A 25830-nucleotide genomic window follows, 5' to 3' on the forward strand; every position below is an offset into this window, starting at 1 on the left:
AATTTGAGATTTTACTAAAGTTTTATATTCGGCTAGTGTCTTGATTCGCCAACAATGGTTACGGACTCGCTCATCCGGGTTTTAAAGGACGTTCTCCGGGATACGGATTCATCTGGAGAGTCCCAAAAGCGTATCAAATTCGACGGAGGGGTACAAAATAGTGAGGTTACTGTCTCAAGTGATAACAAAATATCGATAGGTACTGTGACGGACGTGTACGGTGGGACGGGTGCTAGCGACGAACTGCAACAGGCACAAGCCCACCATCTGAACGGACTGTTTTCGAACAGTGAGGCGACGATTGCGGAAGCGCCTCGCCTCGGACGAGAACACGCGGAGGCGGGTGTTCCGGGGGCGACGTTCGCCGCGACGTACGGTGCCGCGTTCGAAACGATGGTAGAAGCGACCTTCGACCGACTCGACCACCGACTCGGCGACGGAAACGAAGCGGTTTCCGACGAACTCACACGAGCGGAGTCCGAACTCATAGACGCGATATGGGCAGGCGTTTCCGGCATGCAAGCCGGACTGGAGGCACACGAGTCCCTGCTCCCGGCCGAGGAAGACGAAGATGAGGACGAACTCAACGTCGACGACGAAGCGCTTCTCGACGGGATCGGTCTTCCGGTGTTCATGCTCAACGCGGACCACGAAGTCGTGGCGTGGAACAGTTCCCTCGAAGAACTGACCGGTACGCCGCGCCAGGAAGCCATCGGATCGACACGGGCGAGTACCGCGTTCTATCCCGACGGCCGCCGAAGTAAGACGCTCGCGGATAAGATCCTCGACGCTCCGGAGAACACACATCTCGAATTCGATGTCGACCGGGACGCCGACGACAATCAACTCTACCGCGACGAAAGTCAGATGGTGACACAAGACGGGGAAAACCGTCAGATCGCTTTCGCCGCCAAACCGCTCTATCAGGACGGGGAACTGATCGCCGTGGTTGAAACGGTGCACGACCGCACCGAGGACGTTCGTCGCCACGATAGCGTGAGGGGATTGGTCGAAGAACTCGGGAGTACCCTATCCGCCATGCGAGGTGGCGACCTCTCGGCTCGCGCCAACTACACCGACGAGTACGACGTTATCGACGATCGGCTCATCTCGGTGGTCGACCAAGTGAACGACATGGGTGAGCGGTTCGAACTGCTCACCGACCGAGTAGACGAGCAGGCGTCCGAACTCGCCGAATCGGTCGATAAAGCCTCGGGTTCAGCTCACACCATCGAGGAACGTGTGGAGGAACAGACGTCACTCCTTACCATCGTCGCTAATGAGATGGAGAATTTCAGCGCGAGCATGCAAGAGGTCGCCGCGAGCTCCGATCAAGTGGCTTCCGCCGCGGAGCAGGCGAAAGCGGCGGCCGACAGCGGTCTCGACTCCAGCGAGGGTGCGCGCGAGGCGACGGACGACGTCATCGAGATGAGCGACGACCTCGTGGAGACCGTCACCGAACTCGAATCACAGATGGCCGAGATCGAGGGCGTTATCGAGGTAATCGCCGAAGTCGCGGACCAGACGAACCTCCTCGCACTGAACGCCAACATCGAGGCTGCCCGTGCGGGAGACGCCGGGAGTGGGTTCGAAGTCGTCGCGGACGAGGTCAAGGAACTGGCGAACAAGACCCGCGAACACACCGAGGAAATCGCCGGTCGTATCGAGGACATCCAGTCACAAGCCAACGAAACCGTCGTCGCCGTCGAGGAATCGAACCAACAGGTTCGGTACGCAGGCGAGGAAATCGAGGACGCCCTCATCGCCCTCGAAGAGATCGCGGACGCCGTGGACGAGGCTGCGACCGGCGTGACCGAAGTCGCGGAGGCGAACGACGAACAGGCCGCTAACGTCGAACAAGTGATGGCGACCGTCGAGGACGTGCGCGATACGACCGAACAGGTCGAAGCCGCCACCGAGGATATCGTCGGGGCCAGCATGGAACAGACGACAGCGATCAGTGAACTCGTGGACCGCGTCGGCGATCTCACTGCAGGATCGAACTAACGACGACGATTTCCATCTCTCTCACTCATGAGTGAAGGCGAATACAAGATTACAGATACGCGAGGAAAGTTCCTCCAAGCGATGAAAGGCGGCCAAAAGCTGAAGGACGCCGCTTGGACGAGCGGACGCATTCTGCTCTCCAATCGACGGCTCGTTCTCGCCGGAAACGGAGGAAAACGATCGATTCCGCTCTCGAAAGTCAGCGGCATGAGCGGTCGGTATGACGTGAACCAGTCGGTCGCCAGTGTGTCCGACTACATCAGCTTGGAGTTCGACGGCGACGTGTTTCTCGTCTCCTCACAGCTCGAAATCGAGGAATTCGAGGCGAAACTGTACGGCGCGATGTTGAACCAGTCGATGATTCTCGTCAAGCACCCGGCGGTCAAAGGGGGCGTGGTGCAGAACACGGACTGGGAGCGTGCACGGGTGAAAATCGAGGTCGGCGAGGTCGGAATCGCGGTAGCCAGCGGCATCTTCATCCAACTCGAACTCGACGATATCGGGCAGGTCGATACCGCAAAACGAACCGTCGAAGGACAGACCAGAACCGTTCTCGAAGTCGAGCACTCCGAGGGGAGCACGAGCGTTCAAACGTACATCTCCGGGCAATCCCGGCGCTGTTCACTCCTCGGATCGCTCTTCCAGAAGGGCGAACAACAGAGCAAATCGGGAGCCGAGCTATCGGAGACCGAAAAAGAAGTTCTGATGGCGCTGTACACCGGTGTCTCATCGTTCGAGATCCCCGACTTCCTCGGTATGGACGTAGACAAAGTCGAGGAGATCTTCGAGCGACTCATCGAACTCGACGTCCTGGACGAAGTCAGAAAACGCCGTGAAGTGGGTTTGAAGACACGCGGGCGGAACATCGCCAGCGAGTTCATCAGCGAGAAATAACGCCCGTCCGAGCCTGCTGTTTATGCTTTTTATCCCTCGTGTAGCGTGACGTCGAGTTCACCATCGGTGACTTCGACGGTCATCATCGTCGCATCGACGTCCGGCCCGACACCAGTCGCGGACCCCGGATTCAACAGGCGAACCCCGTCGTGAACCGTGTCCTCGACCTGGTGGGTGTGGCCACCGATGCCGACCATGGGTTCGTCGGCCCGCGCTCGCGTCGTGTCGGCGATCGCGTTCAGCCAATCGTCGCGGTTCATGACGACACCCTCCGAACTGGACACCGCTCGCTCGACGGGGTTGATAATGCCGTGGAGCACGACGAACGTCAGGCCGTCGACTTCGACGGACGCGACCGGAGGGAGATCGATGTCGTTCGGGTCGGCGTTGCCGTAGACACCCGTCAGATCGGATGTCAGTGCCTGTACGTCGGCGAGTGCCTCCTCGGAGCCGAAGTCGCCAGCGTGGACGACGTGGTCGGCCGCCTCGATGTGCTCGCGGAACGCGTCGGGAATCCGCTCTGCTTGACCGGGGATGTGCATGTCGGAGAGGATCGCGACTTCCATACGGCCCCAGACGAATCGATCTGTTACCAATTTGTGAGATGGACGGAGAAATAAGGATACAGTGCCCACCACCGCTCACGTGTTCACTTTCTCGATACGGTCGCTGACGATCATCTTCGCCGGGGGGGTCAGCGAGAGGCCGTCGTTGGCCGGGTTTACCAGCCCTTTCTTCTCGATTTCGGTGAGCACCATCGATGCGCTTCCGGCGTCGATGCCGAGCGCGCCAGCGAAGTTGCCGCTGTTCGCGCCGGAGTAGATGGCGACGAGGGCTTCCATCTCCTGTTCGGTAACGTCGATCCGCTCCGCTTGTTGGGAGATCTCGGCGTATTCGAGACGCAGATATCGTCCAAGCAGATTGAGTTTGCGGTCGGCGGCGACGACGAATTCCGAGGTGACTGTCTGCCCGTTGTCGGCGTGGCGAATCGCGACGACGGTTCGCGTGGTCCCGCCGACGTCGCGGTCCTGTTTCTGGAAGTAACTCACGCCCGAGAGGTCGACCGCGAACGGGTCGGGGATTCCGAGAAATTCTACCGATCCGGACTGGATTCGAAGCTTTCCGGTCTCGAACCCCTGGTCGGTGACGCGCCCACCGACGCGTGCCGGGTGTTTCACCGTGACGGGCGTGCCGCTCAGGATGGCCTTGAAAAGGAAGACCTTGAACTTCCCGACGTTGTCGTTTTTGGCTTCGATGACGGCCGTGTGGCGACCATCGTCCGCTTCGTATGCGACGGTGACGGTATCCTGAAAGAACCCTTCGAGGTCGGACGGGACGTGGCCGACAGAGATGTCGAAGATCGAACGTAACGGTATCGTCGTCTTCGAGCCGCTCTCGGCCAACACGAGTCGTTTCTGGCTGAGGACAATTCGTCCACGAACCGGTTCCAGCGACTCCCGCGTGTCGAGGCTGAATCTTGCGACGAAATCGGCGATAACTGTTTCAGACATGGCGTTGCTCAACGATTCGCTTTCTCTTCCGTTTTCTGTGTGCTGGACTCATAAGTAATTTCTCATACATTTAAGAACGTTTGCACGACGACGCGAGTCACCCACGCGATGAGCGCACTCACCCACGTGAGCAACACGAAGTGCATGTACGCGTTCACTTTGTGCCCCCCATCGACGATACGAATCATGAGCGAGGAGAGCACCGAATTAAGCAGGATGATGATAACGAGCAGGTACTCTATCATCGGAATGTTGTACACTCCGGTGTGAATTATGGTCCCGATATTGAGTTGCGAGGTGTTCAGGTCGACGGACATCCCGGAGAGGATGGTGACGATTTCGAGACCGATGAAGAAGGCGAACGTCGACGCGGCGGTAATCCCGTAGAGGACACCGATGAGCGTCATCGTGGACTGTTGGCGCTGTTCGCGCAACTGCATCACTTCGTTCATGTTGCCGCTGATGAGTTCCCCGAGGTGCTTCGGTTCACCACCCATCTGTCTGCCGATGAGATACATCTCGCTGAACTTCTGGATGAGATACGAACGGGCATCGGCGGTGAAATGCCGCCACGCGAGCTCCGACTCGATTCGCATGCTCAATCGAATGTAGAGGTCGTTGATATCGGGCGTAAGTGCGCCGAAATCCTTCTTTCGGAGCGTTTCGAGCACGTTGGTGGTGGTGCTCTGTTTCGCCGTCTCGCTCGCACCCAATGCGCGGATGAAGTTCGTGAACTCGTCGTCGCGTTCCTTGACCTTGCTCTCCTCACGCCGGACGACCAAGCCGGGTAGTATGAGCGGCGTCGTCGGCAGCGCCGCGAAAATTGGGAGCGGAATCGAACTGGGGTCGACGGACGTGCGTCCGAGGAGGATGAGTAGGCAAATAGCGATGGAGATGACGGTCAGAACGATTCCGGCGATGACGCTGAGACGCACCTTCCGCTCGGACGCCGTCCGATCCTTCTGCTCCGGATGATACCAGACAGGGTCGTACGGTGCGGTCGTTTGAATCATAAACAGAAATCCCATCTGTACGAACGCGAACATAACGACGACCGCGCTGACCGTCATCGTCGGGTTCGTCCCCGACAGGATGGGAAGCACCGTCGCGAACACGAGTGCGAAGGTGACGGAGAGGATCATCGAAAGGTAGAGGTCCTTCATCACTTCGAGGTTCTGCAACGCGCCTTCGTAGATGGTGACGTAGTTCTGAATGACCACGTCCTGTTCGGAGGCCAGGAAATCCTGAATCGTCCCCCCCGCACCGATGGTGTAGGCGAGACGGTCGAAGAAGTCCGACAGCGGCTTGCTCGGGACTTTTCTTGCCCGGATTCGGAGCGCGTCGTCCAAACTCTGGTTCCACGTATCGACCAATTGGACGATCCGTTGCATTTCCAATGCAAGCTCCTTGTACTCCTTTTCCTCCGAGAGGACACGAAACACCTGCACTCGATCCATGTTCGCCGTCGAGAGGACGGTCATGTGGCTGATGAATAGGTGTAGTCTGTCCTCTATCTGTTTTTTCCGTCGGTCCCGCAACAGCTTCGGGTAGATGACTGCCGTCGTCAACCCGAGGATTCCAAGCAGTGGGATCGGCAGAGCGACGAGAGCCGGCAGGTGAACGGCGAAGACGATGGTGAGGCTGATGACGAAAAACACCGCTGCCGGAACGATGACGAGACCGATGTATCGGAACATCGGTATCTCCATCTGCTGGTAGGCCTCGATGGTCGAGGAAGCCGCGGAGCTGAGGAGTTGCTTCGCGTCCGTAGACTGTGCTTCTGCCATGTCAAATCGACCGATGGACGTCGAACGGAAGGCCATCGACGCCGTCGCGTTGGAAGGCTTCGATGACTTCGTTCACCTCGTGGTAGCCGAGGACGTTTTCTTCTATCATCCGTTCCATGATTCGTGCACGGAAGTCCAGTTCCTCGTAGATGTCTCGCGTGTTCTTGTAGCCCAGCAGCGTCGCGATCTGTTCTTCCAACACGTAGGAGTTGTTCATCCCCTGAAAGACGATTTCGTCCTCGACGGGATCCCAGTAGAACGCTTGGCGCGTCACTACGCCGCCCATGTCCTTCGAGTATCCCTCGATCTCCTGTACGCTCGTCACGCGGCGGAGGACTTTGTCGCCCTGCTTGACCCGATTCTGGAACAGCGCCACGTCGGCGTTGTCCATGAACGTCTCGGGGACGTTGATGGGGTCGCCGGTAAACCGCTGAATCATCGAAACGATATCGCTCGCGTGGAAGGTGAGCATCACGGGGTGGCCGGTCTGGGCCGCCTGAAACGCCATCCGACCCTCCGCACCACGAACCTCACCCACGATGATGTAGTCGGGGCGGGAACGCAGTGCTGCTGCGACGAGGTCGAACATGTCCACGTCGGCGCTGGCTTCGCTCTTCCCCTCGCGGGTGAGCAGTTGCTGCCACGTGTTGTGTGGCGGCAGCACCTCGGCGGTGTCCTCCGCGGTGTAAATCTTGTTGTCCCGGGGGATGAACGACAGGATGCAGTTGAGCGTCGTCGTCTTCCCGGACGCCGTCTCTCCGACGACGAACACCGTTTGTTCGTTCTCCAGACAGAGCCACAGGTAGGCCGCCAGTTGCGGCGACAGCGTTCCCCAATTCGTAATCTGGGCAACCGACAGTGGCGTACCTTCGGTCTGACGGATGGTGAGGCTCGGTCCCTTGATGCTCACGTCGTCGCTGTAGATGATGTTGATACGCGACCCGTCCGGAAGCGTCGAGTCCACGATGGGGTCCGAATCGGAAACCGGGTCCCCGATTCGTTCGCCCATGTTACGAAGCCAATTGTCGAAGTGATCGGTCGTTCCGAAATCGACGGTCGTCCCGAGCATGCCGTAGGTTCCGTGATCGACGTACGTCTCGTGGGGACCGATGACGTGAATGTCCTCGTTCGACGGGTCACGCATGATGGGTTCGAGCGGACCGAACCCGACGATATCCCGGTTTAGCCGATAGCGAATGTTCTCGTAGGTTTGACCGGAAACCTGGTACTTACCGATTCCGGAGAAATTCCGCAACTCCTCGACCACGTTGTTTTCACGGAGCTCCTGAATTCCGGCCTTCACGTCGTCGTAGGAGATACTACTGACGCGTCGTGCGAGGTCTTGGGGCGAGACGCTCTGAATCCGCTTTTGAATGTTCCGTGCGGAAACGCCGCTGATTCGTGTTCCGATGGTGTCGTTCGCCTCGCCGATTCGAACCGTCTCTTGGAGGAGTTCTTCGATCCTGTCGTCGTACTCCGATTCGCTCTCGGGCGCTGGTTTCGTGACGCTCTTTTCGAGAATCTTGTTTCGGACGTTCCAGAACAGGTCCTGTTCGGTGTCGCTCAAATCCGGCTCGATGGCGTAGTACTTCGTATCCCGACCGATATCTCCGTAGATGTGACAGTAGATGGGACCGCCCGCCGGATAGATGACGTTCGGTTTGTCCGCTTCCCATTCGCCCGACGGTTCTTCGATGAGTTTCGGGAATTCACCCGTGAACTGCTTGAAACGTTTCAAGTAGTCACGGAGGTGCGGACGGCGCATCGCGACCTCACGGAGGTTGTCTTCGATTTGGGTGGACCCATGTTCGGTCATTTTTTATGCGACGCTACGACTCTCGATGACGATACCAGCATCGGCGCGAACCGAGTATCCGATACTGTCACCGACCTGTTCTCCCATCCCGGCGAACCGCTTGACCGAGATGTTTCGACGCACGTCGTTTCCGACTTCGACCATCTGGAGTTCCATGAACACGTCCGCGATGGCCCGGAACGGTCCGATGGCATCCTCGTCAACCGTCGAAGGGTCGACGGTCAGAACGACGACCTTGCCCTGACTGACGAGGTCACGGAAGAACGAGATGATTTCGAGTGCGGCCTGTCGTTCCTCGTTCTGCCGGACCAGCGCCTCGAACGTCGGATCGTTGCGGAGAATCGCGTCGAACGTATCGATGATGACCACGTCCGCGTCCCACATGGCCTCCGCTTTCATCAACCGGTTCAGCAACTCCTTTCGCTGTCCGTCGTCCGTGCTCTCGCTCGGTGCTGTTATCTGGCGCGTTCCGGTATCCACGTCGGCGTGCAGGAACAACAGTCGCTCGTTCAAGAGATGTTCCTCGATGCCGTAGGATAGCGAATGCATCTGATCGATGAACCCACCCACCGTCAGTTCCGTCGAGAGCAACGTCACGCTGTGATCCGTCTCACAGAGGCCGTAACTGAACCGCTGGCTCAGTGCACTCTTACCTGCACCGTAATCCCCTTCCATGAGGACGATGGACCCTCGCGGGATGCCACCTCCGAGCTCGTTGTTCAGGCGGTCGTGTTCTTGCAAGCCGAGCGAGTAGAGATTGTTCGAACTCATGATCTAAACTCCAGCACCTCCGAGTCGCCGTTGACGATGACCTTCACGCGATGATCGTTTCCGGGCGGCAATTGAGTGCTTGGTGTGATTATAACACGTGCTACATTTCCGACGTCCCAGTAGGTTCCGTCGACGACTTTTACTGAGACATTCGATTGATACTTTCCGTCTATTAGTATATCAATCTGGTCGCTTGACCCCTTTAAATTCTCTGACCCAGTGTTCTTTATCAGCAGGGTAATATTTTTGTTGCCGCTTGCGTTATAAACGGCCTCACTGGCAGGATCGCTGATGATCTCGATATCCGTCCTGACGTTGTGACTGATGTCGATACTCCTGTCACCTAACGCACCGGACAGTCGTTGGATGCCCGTGCTGAACGTCCCGGCGACGCTCGCCGCGATGATGAGACTCGCGATGAACAGAATGAGGTGGGATGTGGAGACGCTCGCCACTCAGACCACCACCGTATCCGCAGGTCCAGGACCGGTCACGACTTTCACGCGCTTCGGACCCGTCGTGACGTTGATCCTGTAATGAAGGGACTCACCAGGGAGCCACAGTTCGGTGCCGTTGTTGCCGTCAACGTCACGTGCAGCGACTGATTTTTCGGAGATGTATACACCATCGACCAACACGTCGGTATCATTTACTTCAAGCGTGGTCGTTCCGGTATTGTTCACGGTTACGTTCAGGTATCCTGCGGAATAGTTCACTGTTGTGATATTAAGTCCGGTGTTTTGTTGTTCGAGGACGTGCTCAGACTGGGACGTTTGGGCGTCGTTGACCCGCTCGAAGCCGTTGTAGGCTGACGAGTAGAACATTCCAAAGCTGAGGAACATCGCCAGGAAGATGATGGCAGTGGAACCACTAACGCTGAAGCCCATTGCCCTCTCCCCGTATCCCTGCACAGTGGTCGACGACTTTTTGCTCGATCGCGTCTCCGGTAAGTTGGCTCATGAACGAGAGACTCCGAATGTGGTCGTCCACGCTGAGGGTGGCCGGTGTCGCGTCGGTGTCCACGTCCGACACGTCGGCAATCCCGCGAGCGAACCCGAGTAGTTGCTCCTCGACGGGTTCGCTTATCCAGTCTATGTCTTCGTAGTATCCGATGGTCCGAACGGCGTCCTCGGAGCCGAACTCCTCGACGAGGAACTCCAACCACTCCATCACGACGAGGTCCACGATGTAGCCCGCGGGGAGGGTGGCGAGATACGGTTTTTGCATGCCGTTTCGCATCGCCATCGTCGTCTCCGCCGCTTGGGATTCGTCCGTTTGAGTCGGTTCCTCGAACTCGAACTCGCCCGTATCGAGCGCTTCCGATGTCCCTTGTTCAGGCTCGGGTTCCGTCTCCGGCACCTCCTCAGGTTCGACGTCGAACTCGATTTCCGACTCCGCTTCGTCGGAGTCTCCCTCTTCGGCCCAGTCGGCTTCCCCGGATTCGTACTCGTCTTTGAGTTCTTGGAATGTCGAACCGCCCGCCTGTCCGTCGCTTTCGTCATCTTCCATCGCCTCGTCCGCTTCCATCTCGTCCATATCGTCCATCCCGATGTCGTCCATGTCGTCCTCCTCGATGTCGTCGAACGTATCATCGAAGAAGCTCTCGGCATCGGCATCAGCGACATCGTCGTCGAGGTCCTCCTCGTCGTCCTCTTCCTCTTCGTCGAAGAGGCCAAAACCGTCGTCACCGCCGCCACCGAACGCGTCGCCGCCGAGGCCACCGTTAGGGACGTCGTCAACGAACGGGTTGACGCCGCGCGTGACCATCTCGTAGATTTCGAGCAGTTTGCGGACGTTCTCCTCGACGTCGTCCACTTTCTCGCTTATCTGCTCGTTTTCGCTCCGAACGGTGCTGACCGTCGAGGCGATGTCTCCGACCTCGTTTTCGAGGTCTTGGAGGCGATTTTCGAGTTCTTGTGTCGAACCGCCGCCCATGTCGCCGAACCCGTCACCGCCCCCGTCGCCCCAATCGTCCATACCGCCGTCCATGCTGTCGTCCAAATCACCGAAGTCGTCACCACCGAGGTCATCATCGAACAGGTCGTCGTCGTTCGACTCCCCCTCGGCACTCTCGTCATCCTCCATGAAGTCCATGATTCCCATGGCACCCATGGCTACCGACCCACTCAGGAGCGGAGCGAGGTTGGGAGCAAGAGTTATAAGTCTCATTATGCACACCACCGAACGCCAGCACATTAATCTTCTGCCTGAGTTATCAAAATTGATACTATGATTGGACGCTCACATTTCGACGGTAGGCGGACGATATGTGGACAAAAATCATCCCCCAAACGATCTCTAAATACGATTTAGAGATCCGACTAATTATATTGATTTCTTATATATACGGAGACGTTTGTCTATCGGGTCATATTTTTCCTTCAGAACATCGGGTAGCGTTTCCGTTTTCCCGATAACGAGATACCCGCCCGTTCGAAGCGAGTCGGTGATCGTTTGGAGCATCGGCAGTTTGTGCTCGGCGTTGATGTAGATAAACAGGTTTCTGCACGAAACGAAATCGAAATCCGACTTCGAACGACCGTGAATCAGGTCGTGCCGCTCGAATTCGACCAGCCGTTTCACCCGATCCGGCACCCGAAACTCGGTATCGTCCCGCTGTACGAACCGCTCGTAACCCTCGAGCGGTTCGAGCTGCTCCGCGATGTCCGTCGTTCGAGTGCTCCGATACACTCCACGGCGTGCCTTCGCCAACACTTCGCGGTCGATATCGGTCGCCGTTATCCGTATCTTCGTCTCGTCGATCTCCGAATCCGCGAACGCGAGCAGCGCCAGCGAGTACGGTTCCCGTCCGTCCGAACACGCCGCACTCCAGAGTTTCACGTGACGCCCGGAGTCGGTCAGCGATCGCAGGACACGCCGAACTTCCGCCCACACGTCCGGGTTTCGGAAGAAACTCGTCACGTTGACGGATAGCGCATCGAGGAGTGCGGTTCGCTCGTCCGCGTCCGTTTCGAGTCGCTGTCGATAGCGATCGTAGGTTTCGATTCCCGTCCGACGCATGCGCGAGGATACCCGCCGATCGAGATACGAGGAATCGTAGTGGCTCGTCGCGAAGCCGAGTTCCGACTCGATGAACGAGAGCAGGGTGTCGAACGAGTTCAAATTCGGTTCACCCCTCGGTGGGTACTCTTGACGACGAGGACGGCCGTCCCCGTGTGCAGTTCGAGCGAGCGTCCGTGGTTTCCTCCCGTGTCCTCGCCGACGATGGGTATCCCCCGTTCGGCGAGCAATTCCTTGCTCGCCTCGACGTTTCGCGCTCCGACGTCCCGTCCGATCCCGGACAGATCGAGCATGTTGCTCCCGCCCGCGATCTTCGCCTCGATGGAGTCGGCGTTCGCTCCTTCATCGACCATCTCCGTGAGCATCCTCTCGATGGCCGTATCCACGAACTTCGCGTCGTCCCCGCCGGATTCGGGTGCGGAAGGGAGCATGACATGTGCGAGACCGGCGACGCCGCTGGACCGTTCGGACAGCGCGATGCCGAGACAGGATCCGAGTCCGGTCGTCGTGAGCCGTGTTTCGTGGGGTGTGACGGCGTAATCCGCGACACCGACCTTTATCGGACCACTCCCCCGATGCGACTCGCTGCGATACACCTTCATAATCGTCCTGCGCTGGTTTTTCGCTCCGCAGTCGCGTCGGAATCGAGCGACTCGAGTACGTCCCGGAGTTCCGATTCGTCCGGAAGCACGTACAGCGAGCAGTCGAACGGTTGGTCCGCCGCACGAATGGTCGCATCGGAAACGAACGCGAACTCCTGATCCTGCCCGAGATGGGCGACCAACGGATCCGCGATCGCACTGCCCATGTCGTAGGCGAACGTCGGCGGCGAGATGTCGATGGTCGTTTCGAGCGCGTTCGCCCAGCCATCGATGAAACTGCTCGCCATGATGTTGCCGAGTTCCTGAATGGCGTTTCGTTCCGCCTCGCTCAACTCATCTTCTTCCCCGTCGCCGGGAACCAACGCGCTAGCGACGCCGTGTGCGGACGATTCGTCGAACAGCATCAGGACGAACCCACCGGGGGTGTTTTCGAGTTGGATGACGACGCCGACGTACGTCGTATCACCCAGTGACTCCGGCACTTCCTGGACGGGAACGAAGCTGACGTGTGTGATATCGACCGTCGTTTCGATGCCCGTCATCGCCGTGATGTTCTCCGCGACGGTCGTCGCACCGCTTCGCGTCATCTCGTCGAAGTGCGAGAGGTTCTCCACCGAAACGGTTTCGCCTTCGGCGGCGAGCAGGGTATCGTACTCCCCGACTCCCGGCGAGAGGTGAACGCGGAACGAGATCGATTCGTCCACCGCACAGATCGAACTCGCAAAGACGAACGTTTCGTCCTCGTCGAGAAGCAGCGTCGGGTCGCCGTCCACGTACGTCGGCGGCGAGATGTCGATGGTCGTTCCGAGGTAGTCGGCCCACCCATCCACGAACCCGCCAGCCATCACGTTTCCGAGCTCCCGAAGGATGCTCTCGTCCATGTCCTCCATTCCGGGTGCGAGCGCGTCACGCATCCGCTCGACGCTTTTCGCAGGGAATGCGAACGCCGTCCGTCCACAAAGCCCGCCGTCCAGTTCGATGACGACGCCGACACACCCACCACCGTCGTTCGTCTCGGTGTCCGAGCGAACGTACGTCCGCGTAACGTCCACGAACGTCTCTATTTCAGTCATCGCCGACAGGTGTGCGGCCGCCCGTTCTGCCCCCTCGTGTGCCATTCTGTTTGCCGCTTCGAGCTTTCTGATATCGATTTCCATCTCAAACCTCTATCTTGCGCATCATCCGAACCAGTTGTTCGAGTTCGGGGAACGTGTACACCTTCACTTCCACGTTCGAATCCGGTACCCGTACCCGCGAGTCGAGCACCATCGCGACGTCGTCATCTCGATGGCCGACCAGCGACTCGACGGTTCGGCTCGCCGGGCCGTACGTGAACGTCGGCGTCGAAAAGTCGATGGTCGTCCGGAGAACGTTCGCCCAGCCGTCGATGAATCCGCTGGTCATGATGTTGCCGATCTCCTGAACGGCGGATTTTTCCATGTTGCTGAAGCCTTTCTCCGCGGGGTCACCCATTCCACCCATCATGCCGTGGGCGAGCTGTTTTGCGCTTCCAACCGAAAACAGAAACAGGATGTATCCGTAGGGCTGCTCGACGAGTTCGATGTGAATCCCGACTTGCTTTTCGTGGCCCATGTGGTTGCGGATATCGCGGATGTCGATGAAGTTCGTCTTGGTTATCTCCATCTCCGTCTGCATTCCCGTCATCTGATTCAGATGGTTTGCCACCGTGTTCGCACCCTGCTTTGCCATCCTGTTGAACAGGCTCAACTTCCGAATGTCTATCTGCAAACTCATTATAAACTCTCCACGTCGAGGATAGTCACCACGTCGCCTTCACCGAGCACTGCCGCCCCGGAGAGACCCGGAATCCCGGACAGGATTCCTTCGAACGGCTTGACGACGACCTCTTCCTGTCTGCTCACTGCATCGCAGTGAATCGCGACCTGTCGCTCCGACTCGTTGACCCGAACGAGCATCCCGTCTCCGTTTTTGGTTTCGCCGGGGACGTCGAGCGCTTGTCCGAGACGGATGAGCGGATACACCGTGTCGTCGTGCGTAACGACCTCCTCGCCTTCGATGTGTTTTACTGCACCCATCCGTCGAATCTCGTCCACGTTCTTGATGGGGATCCCGTACTCTTCCTCACCCGACTCCACGAACAGCACTTTGACGATGGCGACCGTGACGGGGAGCGAGAGGCTGATGGCCGTGCCGCCACCGAGTTCACTCTCGACGCTGATATCGCCGTCGAGGCGCTTGATGGTGTTTTTGACGACGTCCATACCGACGCCGCGACCGCTCACGTCGGTGATCTCCTCGTTCGTCGAGAAGCCCGCGTGGAAGATGAGTTCGTAGGCCTCCTCGTCCGAAAGCGCGTCCGCCTCACCCCGCGTCAGGATGTTCTTGCTCACCGCCTTCGACCGGATGGTGTCGGCGTCGATACCGGCACCGTCGTCCGCCACTTCGATGGTGACGCGGTCGCGTTCGCGCATGCCACGCAGGTGAATCGTCCCGGTGCGTGATTTCCCGTTCGCCTCACGCTCCTCCGGGGGTTCGATGCCGTGGTCGACGGCGTTCCGGAGGAGGTGCATGAGCGGGTCGCTGATCTCGTTCAGGATGGTGCGGTCGAGTTCGATGCTCTTTCCTTCCATCACGAAGTCGATCTCCTTCTCCTGTGTGCGCGAGAGGTCGCGCACCAGCCGCGGGAACTTGTCCACGATCTTCTTGAGCGGCACGAGCCGCATATCCATGACCGTGTCCTGCAAGCTGGTCGTTATCTTGTCGAGTTCGTCCAGGTTGTCCGATGCGCTTCCTAGTTCTCCCTGTTCGATCGACCGTCGAAGTTTGATACGGCTGGTGACGAGTTGTTCGACCAACCCGTGCAGGTCGTCCAACTGATCAACGTTGACGCGAATCGACTGGATTTCGTCCACCGGCGTGGCGGTATCCGACTCGTCGGCTCCGGTTGCGGGTTCCGTCCCCGTCGGTTCACTCGCCGATTCAGCTTTCCCGACCGCTTTCGGATCGGACGCCGAATCGACCGTCTTCCCTACCGCTCCGGCAGGGTCGGGCACCGCGTGGGTCACGTCGGTGACCGTGGTGGATTCGACCTTCGACGCACCGTCGATGACCTCCGAGACGTGTTCCTCCTCGCCGTCCGTAACGAACAGGTCGAAGCCGTCGTCGTAGTCGCCTTCGTCGATGGTTTCGACGGGCGGGACCGCACCGAGCAGATCGAGCTTCTCGGTCACCTCGCCGAGAACGAACATCGCATCGACGCCTTTCATCTGCGAGTCACCCATCTCCACTCGGGCGTGGAACACCGGGTCGACTCCGGCCAGCACCGACGGGTCGTCGAGTCGTTCGAGGATCGTTTCGGCACCGGTTTCTGCTGCCTCGTCGGTCGACTCAGGTTTTACCTCGTCGGAGACGGTACTCGCCCCCGCCAACGTCGCGCGAATGTCCTGGATGGTCGCGCTCGGGTCGGTTTTCGATTCGCCGTGTGCCTCGATTTCGGCGAGAATGACTTCGATTTTGTCCACGCCGGCGAAGACGTGGTCCATGATTTCGGGCGTGACTCCCATCCTCCCCTGTCGAATTTCGTCCAACAGATCCTCGATGGCGTGAGCCAAATCGCTTCCACTCTGGAATCCCATCGCCGCGAAGTTTCCTTTCAGCGTGTGTGCCGTCCGGAAGATGGAATCCATCGCTTCCTCGTCGTTCGGGTCGTTCTCCAGTTCGAGCAGCGAGTTGTTCAGTTCCGTTATGTTCTCTTCGCTTTCACGAATGAAATCCTGTATGTATTCATCCATATCGAATCACGTCGGTTTGCGTACGGTCGAAAGTATTCCACGGGCGACTTCGTCGGCCGGAAGCACCGTATCGACACACCCGGTTTCGATCGCCCGTGCGGGGATGCCGAACACGGAACAGGTCGCTTCGTCCTGTGCGATGGTCCGGCCACCGGCCGTTTTGATGGCTTCCACGCCGACCGCACCGTCCGCACCCATGCCGGTGAGGACGACGGCGGTCAGCGGGTCGGTGATCGCCGCGGCGGCGGACTCCATCGTCACGTCGATCGCCGGACGGACGCCGTGTCGCACCTCGTCCTGCGTGAGTCGAACGCGGAGCCTCCCTTTCGCGTAGTTCGAGACCTCCATGTGGTAGTCCCCCCGCGCAACGAGTGCCTGTCCGGCGCCGATTCGGTCGCCGTCGGTGGCCTCCTTTACGTCGTACTCGGTTCGGTTGTCGAGTCGCTTTGCGAATCGAGTGGTAAAGCTGTCCGGCATGTGCTGGACGATGAGAATCCGGAGTTGTGCCGAGCGGGGAAGCCCCGCGAGAACGCTTTCGACGACGCGTGGACCGCCCGTCGATGCGCCGATGACGACCGTCGCGTTCTCGACGTAGGAATCGTCCAGATTCGCGGGGGACGCCATCGTGTTGTCCGGTACGCTGACGGAAACGTCCGCCTTAACGACGGACCGGACCTTCGCGACGAGGGCGTCCTTGTGTGCGGAGATTCCGGTGGACACTTCCCCACCTGGTTTCGCCAACACGTCGATCGCCCCTCGATCGAGGGCTTCGAACGTCGCTTCCGCCCCCTCCTCGGTATGTGCTGAAAGCATGAGAATCGGGGTCGGCGACCGTTCCATGATCTCCTCGACGGCCTCGATACCGTTCATCTTCGGCATCTCGACGTCCATCGTCACCACGTCGGGTTCGTGTTCGGCGACGACCGAGACGGCCTCCTCGCCGTTCGACGCCTGTGCGACGACGTCGATGCCGTCCGATTCGAGAACGTCGGTGATAACCGTCCGCATGAAATGCGAGTCGTCGACGACGACCGCCCGCGTCATGCTGAGATTACGTCGTCGATGGCTTCCATCACGCTGGGCTTCTGAAACGGCTTCGTGATGTAGCCATCCGCGCCCGCCTTGATCGCCCTCTTCATTTTCTCTTCCTGCCCGATACTCGTACACATGATGACGTTCGCCCCCGAATCGTACTGCTTGATTTCAGTCGTCGCCTCGATGCCGTCTCGAATCGGCATCACGATGTCCATCATCACGAAGTCCGGCTGTTTTTCTTTGTACAGTTCGACCGCTTCGACGCCGTTTTCGGCTTCGTCCGCGATCTCGAAATTCTCTTCCAGAATCTCACGCAGGAGGTTTCGCATGAATTCTGAGTCATCGACAATTAGTACGTCATTCACCATTCAAGTTTCACTATCGAGAGTTTTTGAAAGGGGGCAAAATAAATGCTCCCCTGTGATTATCACAGTTGAGGATTTCTTCAGAAAGTTAATTCAGACTGTTAATCATTTTGTCAATGTCCACCCATATCACGAGATCGAGCTCGTCATCGTCGCCGTTCGGCTTCTTGATGATACCACGTGAGATCTGATCACGGATTCCACGCGTGTCGAGGTTCTCCAATTCGTCGTTGGCGTCTATCCTCTCCGGTGCGTGTGTGGTCACGTCGAGCACCTCGTCCACTCGAATTCCGATCTTCTGTTTGTCGTCGGGGCGGTCCAAGACGAGAACGTCGTCACCTCGCTCGCCGGTTTCGACGCTGAGAAACTCCTTCGGATCGATGATGGCCGTCGTCTCACCGCGAAGGTCCATGACGCCCTCGATGGAGTTCGGCGTTCGTGGAATCCGCGTCACCTTCTTCACTTCGACGATGCTGTCTACCTGTTCGATATCGATGGCGCAAACGTCCTCGCCGAGTCGAAATTCGACGACTTGGGTCTCTTCGTTCGATGGTTCCTGTTCCTGAACGCTCATAGTCAGTTACTGGATACATCGAACGATAGAACATAAAACCCACTCCTCGCTATCACGGCGGAGAATGACTACTCGACGTCCGGCGGAAAGACGACGCCGTTCGCGTCCTGAATCGCCTGAAAGAGGTCCGCGATACTGTCGTCCGGTGAGAGGTCGTGTGTATCGAGCAGACCACGAAGACAGCGTGGCGAGTAGCGAACCCGGATGTTCGACTCCATCAGGAGGATGCCGAGGACGTCCTCGACGGCTGTCCCCTTATCCACCTGCTGAGCGTACCACAGGAGGAGGCTGTCGAAAACGGTCCCCACGTCGTCCGAAAACATCTGTTGGTGGCTGATGGAATCTTCCGATTTCGCGCTGATGTGAAACCCGTATCGGGACGTCACGTCCGCCAAATCCGCTTCCAGCCATTGACGAACGTCGCGCGAGTTGATTTCCGAAGTCGTGGCCGGTGACGAGGGGTCCGTGTTCGATGCCATCGACCCATCCTCGACGTCCGATTCGGGTTCGATGGCGGGAGGGGTATCCGTGGAGGGCGATGATTCGGACGACGGTGACGGGTCGACTGCTGGAGTCGTATCGCCATTCGCGTTTCCGGTCGTCACTTCCGTCGGTTCGTCGGGGACCGATGGGCGTCCGGATGCACCGATGACGAACCGTCCATCGTCCAGCGTAACGACGTTCTCACTCTCCTCGATGTCGAGTTCCTCCGGCGAGATGACTTTCCTCGACTCGCGGTTGGATTCGTCTCGCGCTGGATTCATTGGTCAAGACTACCACCGCTCTTCACATAAAATCACCGGCAATTCCCGACAGTGAGAACACATCTCTTCAAACGGACTCCTCCAATGGTTTTCGACAATCGTCGTGGGGTAATTTTATTATCGTCGAATGTTTCGAACCGGATACTACCATGAGCATCGAAACGACACCGATCGCACCGTTGCCCGATGAACTCGATTCACCGCGTTCCAAACTCGTTTACCTCTCGCTTTCGACGACGGGTGGCGCGACCCTCGACGAACTACAGAACGGCCTCGACCTGCCGAAAATCACGCTGTACACGGTCATCCGGTCGCTCCGCGAACGTGGTCTCGTGAACCAAGACGGCGAGTCGCTGACGCTCGCCGCTTGAGGGTCGTTCGAACGGTCTTCGCATCGACTCCCGACTGTCTTCAAACGACCTTCGAACCGACTTCGAACTGACTTCGAATCTCCGTCGTCCGGTTTTCCCGACTACTTTCACTTTCGCTCCGCTAGGCTGTCTTTCATTATCCGATCGGACATGGTGAACATATGAACATCGAAGTCGAAACGGACGAGTCGGCGGTACGACCGTGGAATTCGGCGGACGTGTCCGGATTGTCCGCCAGCGAAGTCGAGGAGTACGTTCAAACTGCGACCGAGGACGGCGCCGTCCATTTCGAGCGAAAGGGCGGTCGAACGTTCGTCGTCATCGGCGAGTAGTTCCGCAACGCAGTTGCACGTTCGCTTCGAACTCGACCCATGCTCGAATCCGGACAAACAGCACCATCGTTCGAACTGCCGAATCAGGACGGAGATCAGGTCTCGCTTGCGGATTTCGATACCACCGTCGTCGTGTATTTTTACCCCCGCGCCGACACGTCGGGATGCACCACCGAGGCCTGTGGCTTCCGCGATTCGTGGGAGGAGTTCGAAGCGCGCGACGTGCCGGTTCTCGGCATCAGCGACGACCCCGTCTCGGACCTCGCGAAGTTCCGGGAGAAGTACGACCTGCCGTTCGACCTCCTGAGTGACGAGTCCGGCGACGTCGCCTCGGCGTACGATTCGTACGGCGAGAAACGGATGTTCGGGAACACGTTCGACGGCGTCTTCCGCAACACGTTCGTCGTCGGTTCCGACGGCACCGTCGAGGCCGTTTTCGAGGACGTTTCGCCCGACGGACACGCCGACGAGATACTTGCTGCCCTATGACCTACGTATCCCATCCCGTCCGTGCCATGCGCGACGACCCGTTCCCCGACGAATCGGCGACGCTCCTGCTTCGACTCGCCGAGGGAACCGATTCCGAGTCGGTCGCCGCTCGCATCACGGACCTCGGTGGCGAGGTCGATGCGGAACTGGAATTCGAAACGCTTCGTGTCGTCGTTCCGGAACCGATCGTGGCGGACATCTGTGAACTCGACGGACTCGACGCGGTCGAAACGGACGCAACAATTCAAATCGGAGGAGGGGACGCCGGTGAAGACGTGGAGTTAAACGATTCTTAAGCGTCTGCATAGACGATCGCCGTTCGATGACCCTTGTCATCTTTCGGAGAGTTTTCTGGAGCGTCTCGAAATTCCCCTTCGCTTTCTTCGCTGTAAGGGCGAGTGCGACCCAGTATTTCGACGCCCAATCGACGCCGACGTATGTCGTCATACCTCGACAACCGAACCGGCCGTTACAATATTTGTCAGTCGAGCGAGACGGCGGTTCCGAACGCTTTGATGTTTATCATGCCGCCCTGTCCGCCGAGCGCTTCGTCGGTGACGTCGAGCGCGACGACCGCATCCGCGCCGACCGATTTCGCTTCCTCGACCAACTCGTCGAGGGCGGTTTCCTGATTTGCTTCGAGCGTTTTCTCCCACGAACCGGAGCGCCCGCCGACGATGTCGCGGAGGCCACCCGCGATGTCCTTTCCGATGTTTCGCCCCGGCGTCACGTCCGCGACGACCACGCCGTGATGGGCCGTGATTTCACGTCCCGGCACCTCGTGACTCGTCGTGAGCAATACCTCGTCGTCGCTGTAACTGAACGCTGTCATCGACGGTGATTTTCAGCCGCTATTCATAACTTTTCTGTTATTTGTCCGATGTGTCGGCCGCCGCCTTTTGGAGAGTTTCGTACTCCTCGTCGCTGTAGGCGATGAGACGAACGTCTTCGAGGGAGTTCGGGTCGAATCGCCGGATTTCCTCGCAGATGATCTCACCTCCCTCCTCCACGCCAAATCCCGCGATGCCACAGCCGAGGGCCGGAAGTACCATCGATTTGGCTTCCCGCTCGTCGGCTTCACGGAGCGCGTTCCGCGTCGCGTCACGGATGCTCTCCCGGGTGGCCTCGCCGTCCCCATAGTGGGGCATGGCCGCGGCGTGAACGACGAACTCCGCATCGAGTTCGTACGCGTCGGTGACCGCGACGGCACCGAGTTCGACCGGTCCTTTCCGCATCGCTTCGTCGTTTATCGGTCCGTCGGCACCGCGCCGGAGAGCCCCGGCGACGCCGCTCCCCATTCGAAGGCTGGTTCCGGCGGCGTTGACGAGTGCATCCGCTCGCTGTGCTGCGATGTCTCCTCGAACGACGGTGAACTCCATACCCCCGGTAGGACGGGGACGAACAAAATTATCGGGTCAGTCGTCCTGCTCTTCGAGATACGTCACTTCGACCATCAGATCCGGATGGTCAGCGTTCGGGTAGCGAAACGACCACGCTCGGTCGAACTCGATACCTCGTCGGTAGCCCTTCAGCAGCAGATCACCGAGCACGTCGCGGAAATCCTTGAGCACGGCTTGCTCCGGTGGTTTCGTTGGCTCGGGTGGATTCATAATCTCCTCGGTCCCCCCCTTTTCGAGATGAGTGATTTCGGCCATCAGGTTGGGCGTCTCGTCGGGATATCGGAACGTCCACGCTCGGTCGAATCGGCGGTCGTTTTTGTACGCCGTACTGAGGACCATCTTGAGCGTGCTCCTGAACTCCTCGGGTTCGGCCATCCAGAGGGGGACACTCTGGGTGCGGCTCATGAAAGGGAAGCAAGCGTGCTGCCAGTATAAAACCGTCCGATAATTATTCTGGTAGAAACAACGAGCAACAGTTCACAATGCGGAATCCGGCGTTAAGCGGTAGCTAATCCTGTCCACGGACATTCGTATCACCGAAGCAGTCAGTCCGAAGCGGGATCCCCCTGTAAAACCGACTGCCCCGTTTCTCCGCCGTCCCGCTACCGTTCGAACCACGTGATACGATTGTGTCCGAGCGCTCAGGCGTCCACGAGCGCTCTCACCAGGTCGTCCTGATAGTCCCGGGCGTCGCCGAGTCCCACGGTCACGTTGGACATGAGAATCGAGAACAACACGTCGGGTTTGCCCGTTCGGCGAATAGCCCCGGACAGCGACCGCGTTCCCCGAACCGTTCCGGTTTTCGCTTGGACGGGCACGTCCACGTCCCGCAACCGGTAGGCGAGCGTACCGTGTCCCGGCGTCGGGAGCGACCCGAACAGGGTTTCGGACCACGGTTTCCGACCAATCCATTCGAGCATGGAAACCATGTCGGCGGCCGAAATCAGATCGAACTGCGAGAGTCCGGACCCGTCGCGGAAAACCGTCGCAGGCGCTCCCAAACTCTCGAAGTAGGCCCCGGTTAGGTCCGTCCACGCGTCGAACGACCCCACCCCCGTCGCACGGCGTGCGGTCATCAGCGCCAGTTGATCGGCATCGACGTTGTTCGAGTACAGCAACATCGGCCCGATGGTCTCGTGGAGTGGTTCCGACCGGATGCTCGTCCGGAACGCCGCCGTTCGGTCTTTCTCCTCCGTCTGCAAGGTCACGCCGCCTTTCACCGTCACGCCTGCGTCTTCGAGGAACCCCGCGAACACGGCGGCGGCGTGTTCGTCGGGGCGCATCACGGGTGACAAGTCGGTCTCCTCGTACCCCGGCGGGAGTTCGCCGATGGCGTAGATGGTCCCGTTCACCCGGTCGAGGTAGGTGTAGAAGTAGCCGTCCGACCCGGCGGGCGCTTCCGAGAGGTGGGACTCGACGGGGACGAACTCCGAATTCGGTTCGACCGAGAGATCGATCCCGTCGTCGGTTCGCTTGGCCGTGATGGCGACCTTGTTCCAGTACAGCGCGAGCGTCGAACTCGGCGCGCCGTAGGAGTACTGCGGGTCCTCCCAGGTCCACCCCTCCGGATAGCCGGGACCGCGAACCGAAAAGACGGGGCCGTACCCGGACGTGTCGAACGCGGTGATGTCCGCGACGACGTCGCCGTGAACCGCCTCGATTCCCTCATCGGCGACCTGCCCCGCCAACGTTTTCAGGTTGTTCTGCGACAGCACGTCCCCGTTGCCGCGAATCACGAGGTCGCCGTGAAACTGCGTCCCCGACTTCGAACCGTCGCCGATCACGCTGGTTTCGAACCGCTCGTCGGGTCCGAGATGTTCGAGGGCGAGCGCCGTCGTGAGCAGTTTCGTGTTCGACGCCGGTTTGACGACCTTTTCCGACTCGTGACTCGCCAGCACCTCGCCGTGCGGTCCGGCCTCCTTGGCGTATACCGAGACGATTCCCCCGGGGAACTTCTCCGACGCCTGTGCCAGCAGTTTTTCGACGGCCGAGTCGCCCGACCAACACGACTCGTCCCGTCCGTCGTGCTTTTTGTGCGACTCCTTTGCGAGCGCACCCTCGCTGAACAGCGTTCCGGCACCGACCATGCCGGTCGCTCCGAGCATCGTTCTCCTGTTTATCTTCCAGCTTTTATCTTTCATTACAACGTTGTATTTTCACGAACCGATCAAGTACACATCCCCTTTCGTGCTAGGGTATCTCTCCCACCATAACGTGTCGGATCGAACGCCGTCGGGAAGTAACGGAAATTACCGTCGGCGAGGAGAGGGTTAACGGGTAGTTTCCACCGGTATTGTGAATGCCCTGTCGAACGCTGTAGCTCCCAATCGAAACTCCCGATTCCGAGCAACACCAGTGTGGTACTCCGTGCAAACCAGTGCGGTACGCCGTGCAAAAACCTCGGGTTCTTTCGAGCAGCTATCCCTATCTCTCGGTGCCAAAACGAACCGCGAAGGAAGCCAAGGGTGGGATTTGAACCCACGTAGTCTCGATTACAAATCGAGTGCTTGAACCACCCAAGCTCCCTTGGCGCAACCCCCACTTCTCGCTACTCCTTTGAGTGGTTATCGTTTTCGCTCGATTTTTCCATCTCGATTCGATGCGGTTCGTACCCTCTGTTTTCGTACAGTCTGCGGGCGTTTTCGTTCCTCGCCATCACGTCGAGGGAGAACGCCTCGGCACCGCGCTCCGCGAGCATGGCTTCGGCTTCGTCCAGCAACGCGGATCCGACACCCTCGTTCCTGTGCGACGGTGCGACGTAGACGTTCTGGATGAGCCCCCGGGTGGTCGTCTGCTGGTAGAGCCCGGTCTGTAGCTCGAACATGACGAACCCGACGATGCCCGAATCGCGAGCGACGAGCAAGCCGTCCTCGATGATGTGCCGGGCGATCGAATCCCGAACTGCCCCCCGATTCTCGTCGGCGAGGATGTGGGAATCGTACGTGCGCTGGTCCCGCGCGAGTTCCACCCATCGCTCCACGACCGGGTTGATGTCGGCGCTCGTCGCCGCCTCGATGACCACCATCTATTGGGAGAGTGCCTGTAACGCCGGAAGGGGTTCGCCGGTGAGCATTCGGAGACACGCCCCACCGCCAGTGCTGACGTGGTCGAACCCGTCGAGGTCGAACTTCCGAATCGCGGCGGCGGTGTCACCACCGCCGACGATACTGAACTCGGCGTTCCCGGCCTCGATGTATAGCTCCCGAGTGCCGTCCGCGAACGTCTCGTCCTCGAACACGCCCGCCGGTCCGTTGAGGATGACCGTCCCCGAGTTTTGGAGGATGTTCGAATAGGAGCATATCGTCTCCTCGCCGATGTCCATCGCGGCCTCGCCTTCCTTCGGTGGGAACTCCTCCCGGGCGAGTTCGACGCGTTCGCCGTCCCGTTCGACGGCGGCGTCCTCGGGGAGGTGAATCCTGTCGCCGTAGGTTTCGAGCAGGTCGGCGGCGTCGTCGATGTAATCGATGTATCCCTGGTCGTGGATGAACTCCTTGCTGGCCTCGCCGAGGTCCGCGCCATCGGCGAACAGGAAGACGTTCCCGACGACTCCGGCCGTCAGGATGTGATCCGCGAGGTCGCGTTCCAGTACGTTCCTGGCCACGGCGATGGAGTCCGAGACCTTCGCGCCGCCGACCACGTACGTACGCGGGCGTGGCGTTCCTTCGATATCGCCGAGCACGTCCACTTCACGCTCCATGACTCGACCGGCGTATCCCGGTAACCGGGTCGGAAAACCGACGAGTGAGGGCTGTGAGCGGTGTGCCGCCGCGAACGCGTCGTTGACATAGACGTCGAGTTCGGGGGCAAGTCGGTCGACGAGATGGGTTTCGGCGGCCTTCTCCGCCGGGAACTCCATGTACTCCTCGCTGTAAAAACGGGTGTTTTCGAGAACCACCGCTTCGCCCTCGCGGAGGTTCGACACGGCCCGGCGTGCCTCCGCGGAGAACGTCCCGTCACAATAGGAAACCGGATAGGAGAGCAACTCGTCCAACCGCTCTGCGTGTGCCGAGAGACCCGCGAAATCGTCGCTCCCGGGTCTCCCTTGGTGGGCGAGAATGGCGACCTTCCCGCCGCGCTCCAACAGCTCCGAGAGCGTGTCGACGTGCGCCACGAGCCGCGCATCGTCGGCGAGGCTACGGGATTCGGTCAACGGACTGTTGATGTCGATACGCACGCCGAGCGTCGTCCCTTGAACCGCGAGGTCATCAAGGGTCAGTATGGACATACGTGTGCCTGCAACACCGCTCGGCATATGTGTGTCGGTAGTTGAGCCTCGAAATAAACACGGTTTCGAGTAAATAGTCGGGTTATTTACTTT

Annotated in this window: 29 protein-coding genes and 1 tRNA gene; 6 read left to right on the plus strand and 24 right to left on the minus strand. The window is 59.1% G+C overall.

Translation table 11 applies throughout. The annotated features are described in order from the left end of the window. Nucleotides 1–204 precede the first annotated feature (204 nt). Entirely contained in the window at nt 205–2007 is a 1803-nt protein-coding gene (locus tag NKF26_RS06150) for a methyl-accepting chemotaxis protein (protein WP_253227335.1), read from the plus strand. Between the two features lie 27 nt (nt 2008–2034). Then, nucleotides 2035–2901, plus strand: coding sequence for a CheF family chemotaxis protein (locus NKF26_RS06155; RefSeq protein WP_253227336.1), 867 nt, complete (start codon nt 2035–2037; stop codon nt 2899–2901). Nucleotides 2902–2930: 29 nt separating this feature from the next. Here NKF26_RS06155 and NKF26_RS06160 read toward each other — a convergent pair whose 3' ends face one another. From NKF26_RS06160 to NKF26_RS06240, 17 genes are all read right to left on the minus strand, one after another. Further along, on the minus strand, nt 2931–3467 hold the full coding sequence (locus NKF26_RS06160) for a metallophosphoesterase family protein (protein ID WP_253227337.1): 537 nt from the start codon (nt 3465–3467) through the stop codon (nt 2931–2933). Nucleotides 3468–3542: 75 nt separating this feature from the next. Continuing rightward, complete coding sequence (locus NKF26_RS06165) at nt 3543–4412, minus strand: CheF family chemotaxis protein (RefSeq protein ID WP_253234092.1); 870 nt, start codon at nt 4410–4412, stop codon at nt 3543–3545. A gap of 62 nt (nt 4413–4474) precedes the next feature. Beyond that, nucleotides 4475–6199 (minus strand): archaellar assembly protein FlaJ, encoded by a 1725-nt coding sequence (flaJ, locus tag NKF26_RS06170; RefSeq protein WP_253227339.1) that lies wholly within the window; start codon nt 6197–6199, stop codon nt 4475–4477. 1 nt (nt 6200) lies between these two features. Next, nucleotides 6201–8015, minus strand: a complete 1815-nt coding sequence (locus NKF26_RS06175) for a type II/IV secretion system ATPase subunit (protein WP_253227340.1) — start codon at nt 8013–8015, stop codon at nt 6201–6203. Between the two features lie 3 nt (nt 8016–8018). After that, complete coding sequence (locus NKF26_RS06180; protein WP_253227341.1) at nt 8019–8786, minus strand: ATPase domain-containing protein; 768 nt, start codon at nt 8784–8786, stop codon at nt 8019–8021. After that, on the minus strand, nt 8783–9241 hold the full coding sequence (locus tag NKF26_RS06185) for a flagellar protein G (RefSeq protein WP_253234093.1): 459 nt from the start codon (nt 9239–9241) through the stop codon (nt 8783–8785). Before NKF26_RS06185 ends, NKF26_RS06180 begins: the two co-directional genes overlap by 4 nt. Continuing rightward, nucleotides 9242–9673, minus strand: a complete 432-nt coding sequence (locus tag NKF26_RS06190) for a fla cluster protein FlaF (RefSeq protein ID WP_253227343.1) — start codon at nt 9671–9673, stop codon at nt 9242–9244. Next, entirely contained in the window at nt 9657–10955 is a 1299-nt protein-coding gene (locus tag NKF26_RS06195; protein WP_253227344.1) for a FlaD/FlaE family flagellar protein, read from the minus strand. Before NKF26_RS06195 ends, NKF26_RS06190 begins: the two co-directional genes overlap by 17 nt. Before the next feature lie 156 nt (nt 10956–11111). Further along, nucleotides 11112–11909: a protein-glutamate O-methyltransferase CheR gene (locus NKF26_RS06200; RefSeq protein ID WP_253227345.1), complete on the minus strand. Its 798-nt coding sequence runs from the start codon at nt 11907–11909 to the stop codon at nt 11112–11114. Beyond that, the gene (locus NKF26_RS06205; RefSeq protein ID WP_253227346.1) at nt 11906–12409 is read right to left on the minus strand and encodes a chemotaxis protein CheD; all 504 of its coding nucleotides are present in this window, start codon (nt 12407–12409) and stop codon (nt 11906–11908) included. The genes NKF26_RS06200 and NKF26_RS06205 overlap by 4 nt, the downstream gene beginning before the upstream one ends. Further along, a complete protein-coding gene (locus tag NKF26_RS06210) occupies nt 12406–13527 on the minus strand; it encodes a chemotaxis protein CheC (RefSeq protein WP_253227347.1) in 1122 nt (373 codons plus the stop codon). Before NKF26_RS06210 ends, NKF26_RS06205 begins: the two co-directional genes overlap by 4 nt. Nucleotides 13528–13567: 40 nt before the next feature. Beyond that, nucleotides 13568–14164: a chemotaxis protein CheC gene (locus NKF26_RS06215; RefSeq protein ID WP_253227348.1), complete on the minus strand. Its 597-nt coding sequence runs from the start codon at nt 14162–14164 to the stop codon at nt 13568–13570. After that, nucleotides 14164–16182 (minus strand): chemotaxis protein CheA, encoded by a 2019-nt coding sequence (gene cheA, locus NKF26_RS06220; RefSeq protein ID WP_253234094.1) that lies wholly within the window; start codon nt 16180–16182, stop codon nt 14164–14166. The genes NKF26_RS06215 and cheA overlap by 1 nt, the downstream gene beginning before the upstream one ends. 6 nt (nt 16183–16188) lie before the next feature. Beyond that, nucleotides 16189–17226: a chemotaxis response regulator protein-glutamate methylesterase gene (locus tag NKF26_RS06225; RefSeq protein WP_253227349.1), complete on the minus strand. Its 1038-nt coding sequence runs from the start codon at nt 17224–17226 to the stop codon at nt 16189–16191. Continuing rightward, the gene (gene cheY, locus NKF26_RS06230) at nt 17223–17585 is read right to left on the minus strand and encodes a chemotaxis protein CheY (protein WP_253234095.1); all 363 of its coding nucleotides are present in this window, start codon (nt 17583–17585) and stop codon (nt 17223–17225) included. The genes NKF26_RS06225 and cheY overlap by 4 nt, the downstream gene beginning before the upstream one ends. An 85-nt stretch (nt 17586–17670) precedes the next feature. After that, nucleotides 17671–18156, minus strand: a complete 486-nt coding sequence (locus NKF26_RS06235; protein ID WP_253227351.1) for a chemotaxis protein CheW — start codon at nt 18154–18156, stop codon at nt 17671–17673. A 68-nt stretch (nt 18157–18224) separates the two neighbouring features. Next, nucleotides 18225–18920, minus strand: coding sequence for a hypothetical protein (locus NKF26_RS06240; RefSeq protein ID WP_253227352.1), 696 nt, complete (start codon nt 18918–18920; stop codon nt 18225–18227). A gap of 149 nt (nt 18921–19069) precedes the next feature. Here NKF26_RS06240 and NKF26_RS06245 point away from each other — a divergent pair, with 149 nt between their 5' ends. The 4 genes from NKF26_RS06245 to NKF26_RS06260 all read left to right on the plus strand — a co-directional run bounded on the left by NKF26_RS06245 (nt 19070) and on the right by NKF26_RS06260 (nt 20408). Further along, the gene (locus NKF26_RS06245) at nt 19070–19291 is read left to right on the plus strand and encodes a helix-turn-helix domain-containing protein (protein ID WP_253227353.1); all 222 of its coding nucleotides are present in this window, start codon (nt 19070–19072) and stop codon (nt 19289–19291) included. Between the two features lie 161 nt (nt 19292–19452). Next, a complete protein-coding gene (locus NKF26_RS06250) occupies nt 19453–19623 on the plus strand; it encodes a hypothetical protein (RefSeq protein WP_253227354.1) in 171 nt (56 codons plus the stop codon). 39 nt (nt 19624–19662) lie between these two features. Beyond that, nucleotides 19663–20112, plus strand: coding sequence for a thioredoxin-dependent thiol peroxidase (bcp, locus tag NKF26_RS06255; RefSeq protein WP_253234096.1), 450 nt, complete (start codon nt 19663–19665; stop codon nt 20110–20112). After that, a complete protein-coding gene (locus tag NKF26_RS06260; RefSeq protein WP_253227356.1) occupies nt 20109–20408 on the plus strand; it encodes a nucleotidyltransferase domain-containing protein in 300 nt (99 codons plus the stop codon). The genes bcp and NKF26_RS06260 overlap by 4 nt, the downstream gene beginning before the upstream one ends. 185 nt (nt 20409–20593) lie before the next feature. Here NKF26_RS06260 and NKF26_RS06265 read toward each other — a convergent pair whose 3' ends face one another. From NKF26_RS06265 to pgk, 7 genes are all read right to left on the minus strand, one after another. Beyond that, on the minus strand, nt 20594–20944 hold the full coding sequence (locus tag NKF26_RS06265) for a YbjQ family protein (RefSeq protein WP_253227357.1): 351 nt from the start codon (nt 20942–20944) through the stop codon (nt 20594–20596). A gap of 37 nt (nt 20945–20981) precedes the next feature. Next, nucleotides 20982–21491, minus strand: coding sequence for a macro domain-containing protein (locus tag NKF26_RS06270; protein WP_253227358.1), 510 nt, complete (start codon nt 21489–21491; stop codon nt 20982–20984). Between the two features lie 36 nt (nt 21492–21527). Next, a complete protein-coding gene (locus NKF26_RS06275) occupies nt 21528–21917 on the minus strand; it encodes a hypothetical protein (RefSeq protein ID WP_253234097.1) in 390 nt (129 codons plus the stop codon). Nucleotides 21918–22153: 236 nt separating this feature from the next. After that, nucleotides 22154–23653, minus strand: coding sequence for a D-alanyl-D-alanine carboxypeptidase/D-alanyl-D-alanine-endopeptidase (gene dacB, locus NKF26_RS06280; protein WP_253225991.1), 1500 nt, complete (start codon nt 23651–23653; stop codon nt 22154–22156). 316 nt (nt 23654–23969) lie between these two features. After that, nucleotides 23970–24043 (minus strand) — tRNA-Thr (locus NKF26_RS06285). A 17-nt stretch (nt 24044–24060) separates the two neighbouring features. Continuing rightward, entirely contained in the window at nt 24061–24537 is a 477-nt protein-coding gene (locus NKF26_RS06290; protein ID WP_253225992.1) for an N-acetyltransferase, read from the minus strand. After that, complete coding sequence (pgk, locus tag NKF26_RS06295) at nt 24538–25737, minus strand: phosphoglycerate kinase (protein WP_253225993.1); 1200 nt, start codon at nt 25735–25737, stop codon at nt 24538–24540. Nucleotides 25738–25830 lie beyond the last annotated feature (93 nt).

The sequence above is a fragment of the Haladaptatus sp. AB618 genome (assembly GCF_024136965.1).
Classification (GTDB): Archaea; Halobacteriota; Halobacteria; order Halobacteriales; family Haladaptataceae; genus Haladaptatus.

Excerpts from the sequence above, each read along its gene's own strand:
- NKF26_RS06155 (WP_253227336.1), top strand. The coding sequence starts at position 2,035 with ATGAGTGAAGGCGAATACAAGATTACAGATACGCGAGGAAAGTTCCTC.
- NKF26_RS06160 (WP_253227337.1), bottom strand. The coding sequence starts at position 3,467 with ATGGAAGTCGCGATCCTCTCCGACATGCACATCCCCGGTCAAGCAGAG.
- NKF26_RS06165 (WP_253234092.1), bottom strand. The coding sequence starts at position 4,412 with ATGTCTGAAACAGTTATCGCCGATTTCGTCGCAAGATTCAGCCTCGAC.
- flaJ (WP_253227339.1), bottom strand. The coding sequence starts at position 6,199 with ATGGCAGAAGCACAGTCTACGGACGCGAAGCAACTCCTCAGCTCCGCG.
- NKF26_RS06175 (WP_253227340.1), bottom strand. The coding sequence starts at position 8,015 with ATGACCGAACATGGGTCCACCCAAATCGAAGACAACCTCCGTGAGGTC.
- NKF26_RS06180 (WP_253227341.1), bottom strand. The coding sequence starts at position 8,786 with ATGAGTTCGAACAATCTCTACTCGCTCGGCTTGCAAGAACACGACCGC.
- NKF26_RS06190 (WP_253227343.1), bottom strand. The coding sequence starts at position 9,673 with ATGGGCTTCAGCGTTAGTGGTTCCACTGCCATCATCTTCCTGGCGATG.
- NKF26_RS06195 (WP_253227344.1), bottom strand. The coding sequence starts at position 10,955 with ATGAGACTTATAACTCTTGCTCCCAACCTCGCTCCGCTCCTGAGTGGG.
- NKF26_RS06205 (WP_253227346.1), bottom strand. The coding sequence starts at position 12,409 with ATGAAGGTGTATCGCAGCGAGTCGCATCGGGGGAGTGGTCCGATAAAG.
- NKF26_RS06210 (WP_253227347.1), bottom strand. The coding sequence starts at position 13,527 with ATGGCACACGAGGGGGCAGAACGGGCGGCCGCACACCTGTCGGCGATG.
- NKF26_RS06215 (WP_253227348.1), bottom strand. The coding sequence starts at position 14,164 with ATGAGTTTGCAGATAGACATTCGGAAGTTGAGCCTGTTCAACAGGATG.
- cheA (WP_253234094.1), bottom strand. The coding sequence starts at position 16,182 with ATGGATGAATACATACAGGATTTCATTCGTGAAAGCGAAGAGAACATA.
- NKF26_RS06225 (WP_253227349.1), bottom strand. The coding sequence starts at position 17,226 with ATGACGCGGGCGGTCGTCGTCGACGACTCGCATTTCATGCGGACGGTT.
- cheY (WP_253234095.1), bottom strand. The coding sequence starts at position 17,585 with ATGGTGAATGACGTACTAATTGTCGATGACTCAGAATTCATGCGAAAC.
- NKF26_RS06235 (WP_253227351.1), bottom strand. The coding sequence starts at position 18,156 with ATGAGCGTTCAGGAACAGGAACCATCGAACGAAGAGACCCAAGTCGTC.
- NKF26_RS06240 (WP_253227352.1), bottom strand. The coding sequence starts at position 18,920 with ATGAATCCAGCGCGAGACGAATCCAACCGCGAGTCGAGGAAAGTCATC.
- NKF26_RS06245 (WP_253227353.1), top strand. The coding sequence starts at position 19,070 with ATGAGCATCGAAACGACACCGATCGCACCGTTGCCCGATGAACTCGAT.
- NKF26_RS06250 (WP_253227354.1), top strand. The coding sequence starts at position 19,453 with ATGAACATCGAAGTCGAAACGGACGAGTCGGCGGTACGACCGTGGAAT.
- bcp (WP_253234096.1), top strand. The coding sequence starts at position 19,663 with ATGCTCGAATCCGGACAAACAGCACCATCGTTCGAACTGCCGAATCAG.
- NKF26_RS06260 (WP_253227356.1), top strand. The coding sequence starts at position 20,109 with ATGACCTACGTATCCCATCCCGTCCGTGCCATGCGCGACGACCCGTTC.
- NKF26_RS06265 (WP_253227357.1), bottom strand. The coding sequence starts at position 20,944 with ATGACAGCGTTCAGTTACAGCGACGACGAGGTATTGCTCACGACGAGT.
- NKF26_RS06270 (WP_253227358.1), bottom strand. The coding sequence starts at position 21,491 with ATGGAGTTCACCGTCGTTCGAGGAGACATCGCAGCACAGCGAGCGGAT.
- NKF26_RS06275 (WP_253234097.1), bottom strand. The coding sequence starts at position 21,917 with ATGAGCCGCACCCAGAGTGTCCCCCTCTGGATGGCCGAACCCGAGGAG.
- dacB (WP_253225991.1), bottom strand. The coding sequence starts at position 23,653 with ATGAAAGATAAAAGCTGGAAGATAAACAGGAGAACGATGCTCGGAGCG.
- NKF26_RS06290 (WP_253225992.1), bottom strand. The coding sequence starts at position 24,537 with ATGGTGGTCATCGAGGCGGCGACGAGCGCCGACATCAACCCGGTCGTG.
- pgk (WP_253225993.1), bottom strand. The coding sequence starts at position 25,737 with ATGTCCATACTGACCCTTGATGACCTCGCGGTTCAAGGGACGACGCTC.